Origin of the sequence: Nostoc flagelliforme FACHB-838, from assembly GCF_014698065.1 — a bacterium.
GTDB classification, from domain to species: domain Bacteria; phylum Cyanobacteriota; class Cyanobacteriia; order Cyanobacteriales; family Nostocaceae; genus Nostoc; species Nostoc flagelliforme_B.
This window is the reverse complement of record NZ_JACJSI010000556.1, coordinates 1-3,143: the sequence shown is the minus strand read 5'-3', so window position 1 is coordinate 3,143 and position 3,143 is coordinate 1. Positions and strand designations below refer to the sequence as shown.

General features: G+C 44.3%; 4 protein-coding genes and 1 pseudogene. 1 reads left to right on the top strand and 4 read right to left on the bottom strand.

Annotation, left to right across the window (positions count from 1 at the left end):
* The 4 genes and pseudogenes from H6G97_RS48670 to H6G97_RS48660 form a co-directional block, all read right to left on the bottom strand.
* Positions 1 to 253 (bottom strand): annotated as a pseudogene (locus tag H6G97_RS48670) (serine/threonine-protein kinase PknK); the annotation flags it as partial.
* Between the two features lie 319 nt (positions 254 to 572).
* Positions 573 to 953 carry a hypothetical protein gene (locus H6G97_RS54390; RefSeq protein ID WP_242056148.1) on the bottom strand — a complete coding sequence of 127 codons (381 nt, stop codon included), beginning with the start codon at positions 951 to 953 and terminating at the stop codon, positions 573 to 575.
* 6 nt (positions 954 to 959) lie between these two features.
* Entirely contained in the window at positions 960 to 1,484 is a 525-nt protein-coding gene (locus tag H6G97_RS54385) for a hypothetical protein (RefSeq protein WP_242056147.1), read from the bottom strand.
* A 151-nt stretch (positions 1,485 to 1,635) separates the two neighbouring features.
* Entirely contained in the window at positions 1,636 to 1,926 is a 291-nt protein-coding gene (locus tag H6G97_RS48660) for a helix-turn-helix domain-containing protein (protein ID WP_152591773.1), read from the bottom strand.
* A gap of 144 nt (positions 1,927 to 2,070) precedes the next feature.
* Between H6G97_RS48660 and H6G97_RS48655 the strand changes: the two genes are divergently transcribed.
* Positions 2,071 to 2,892 carry a hypothetical protein gene (locus tag H6G97_RS48655; protein ID WP_190947460.1) on the top strand — a complete coding sequence of 274 codons (822 nt, stop codon included), beginning with the start codon at positions 2,071 to 2,073 and terminating at the stop codon, positions 2,890 to 2,892.
* Positions 2,893 to 3,143: the final 251 nt, after the last annotated feature.

Below are 3,143 nucleotides of genomic sequence, written 5' to 3'. Positions count from 1 at the left end.
AATCCTCTAAGAGAATCACCAGAGTGCGTTGATAGTCTTGCTGACTGAATGCCTTCACCACTCCCTCCAAGTTGAGGGAACGGGTAATTTTATATTCCTGTCTGTAGCGGGTTAGTTCTTGGGGAGAGGGATAATCAAGCTTTAGCATTTTTACGACGATTCCTACTCCATCGTCTCTGATGCCCCGGTACACTAGAGAATTGTCACTTTCATATATTTTGTTTTGGATAGCAATACCAGGTAGAACAATCATAGAGCAACTCTTGAGAGGATAATCTGGCATAACCCAAACTATACAGCAATCCAGCTATCTACATTTTTCATCTTCTGAAACCCTATTTGGTTTTGTTCATTTCTAGCCAGTTGTAGAGTCTTGACTGAACTCTGTTGAGCGCTGTATGAATCATGTAGAGGGGCTCTACAGCACTCAACTAAACAACTGGCATAGCTGGATGTCTTGAAGCGGGAAGTTTTATCTTTTCCCTCGTACAACTTCTTCACTGTCCCGTTATGTTGCTAACTCCATTGAAACTGCAACCCAAAAACATTGGATGCCAAATTGCCAAAATTGTTCAGGGTATTCTCCCATACTCCGACTCCAGAAGCGTCAATAATTTCTCTTCCACAGCAGTAAGATAAGGCCGATTCACCTTCCCCAACAACTGCAACAGACTTTTGACCGTCTCCTCCAGCGAATCGGAATATATTCGTGTAATGCGATCACTGATTAACTGCATCTGCTGACACTCCGCAGGCAAGTAATCATAAGACTTCAGATGCTGCAACCCAACGGCGTACTCTCCATCCCACATTCTCACGGTGCAACTAAAGTCATTCACTGCGCTGACAATTGCCCAACAGCCACCTTTGCCTCTGAGTTCGGGGTTGTCTTTGGTAAGGATTTGGCAGACTTCACCAAGCTGGTAGGTATTGGGTACTTGGGTTCGCTCCATGATGCGCTACACAACATCTTTCACGATTCTACTAGTTGGCACTTTACCGCCAGCAAGTTCTACTGCCGTTAGCCACACTTCCTGCTGTTCCTGGGGTTCAAGCTTTGTCATGGGTCGGATTTGGCGTTCGTTTGTTGGCAAAATGTGATCCAATGGATCACATTTTTCAAGCAAATTATCAAAAACAACAGCCGCATCCATTAAAAGATAAGACTGGCGACGACTATGACCAAAGTGATCACGGCAGTATTCCTCAAAGGTTTTATGCGTGGAACGATAAAGTCGGCGATCACGCAATTCTGCCAGTGCCTTACCTGCCTCAAAAAACGCTCTTTCCACACGGCGCTCTAAATGTAGGCGATCCCGCTCCTCCGTTTCGGACAACTCTTCTACTTCAGCAGCAGTAACAGTAATTGTTGCTGTAGCAGGATTTTCTGGATCAAAGGTGTCTTCGGCATAACTAGCGGTTGCTTGTAAATTGTTGGAGACAGCAGAGGTGGCTTTTTTGCGATTAGAAGGTGGTTTAGCCATTATTCCACCCCTTTAGTTCAACAATATTTTTTCAGAGTCAATTACAACGTAGATTTTGGAAGTAGTTAATAACTGCTCCAGCATAGCCAGCCGCAAGTATCGCTTTTTTGGAAAAGCTGAAGGTAGGGCAAGAGGATTAATAGTCTGAAGGTTAATCGCCATTAGAACTTTCTGTTAAATTAACCCCAGGAATATGCTGAATCCACTCACCCAAGCACTCTTTTAAATCCAGTCCCACAGCATTGGCTGCCCTGATAAGTGTATCTAAAGGTACACCTTTTGTATCTTCATTCTCAATTCGATTAAAATTTGCCCCGCTCATTCCGGCGTAATCACCAGCTACGGTTAAACTCATCCCCGCAGCTTCTCTTGCCTTTTTCAAAGCAGTTCCGATACCAGTAAACTCCACTTCAATAATAATTTTCATTAAATCCATAGTCATACGCCTCCAAAGAATTATCTCTAATTTAAACCATTACGCATTGCTTGACAAGCATTACGTAATACGCAACAATATAAATATAAAGAAAGCGCCCCGACTGCGAATCTAAAGCGCTTTCCGTTCCATAACAGAACTTACTAAATTATGACTCACATCATCTACAGCCATCAACAGCTGCAACTGAAATCGATTGCCCGTCTTAAGCAAATCTACAGCGAAATCGCTTGTACAGTAGAAGTAAGCGATAAACGCTGTAAGGATTCTTGGATTAGTGCAATCGCCCAATATCAGTCAAGCAAGATTCAGAAACTCACCCCTGCTGCCCCCGACAACCAAGCCCTCGCCCAAGCCGAACTCGACCACTTCATCGTTGACCAAGCCCAAGTTGTAGCTCCCGAACCCCTCAGAATAGTCGAAATCTCGTTTGACCATCACGAATATTACGCTGATGACAAACTGGTAGCCAGCATCAGCCATGACGACAACCACCTAACGCAACGCTGGGTAGTCATGATCAACGACAAAGAAGTATTTCGTGCCAATACCCCAATGCGCTGTCATCGCTTCATCTGCACTCACTACAAAGACGGCACACTGCCTATGCAGGAGCAACTTGCAACACCATACACCACTGGGAATGAAGTTATGGCGCGGATTTTCATCGAATGCGAGAAATACGGTTACGAAATCCTCGACGACGGCATTTACCAGAATGACGAGAAATTAGGCGAAGTCGGACAGACTGACGGCAGATGGTGGGTTATTCAGGCTTCTTCAAGTCATCAGCAGAAGATAGCCTGTGATTCGGTGGAGTCGGCAGTGCAATCCCTGTCTGTGATCGAAATATCGCCCGTATCTTGCGACGAACTCTTGGATAAGGCGTTTGACGAACTTAGTGCAAGCCAATGGCGCAGGCTGCTGGAGTATGAAACAGCATTAACCAACAGTGAGCTAATAGCGGCGTAGGGAAAAAGTGGGCTTTTATGCCCACTTCCTCAAATCCAATGTCCAATGATTTACCAGTTCCAAATATAACCATCACTTTTAGGACAAACCTCAGTAATTTTCTCCTAATCTTTCAGCAATTCCTTCAATCACTTATTCCTGTAGGTTCGCTCATTTTGGAGGAGTGAGAAGTAATTATGTCTTGCACAGCTTGGAATTTAGCTGATAAAGGGACTCAGGCATTTTCATTAATAAAAGAATCTGTTTTTGAA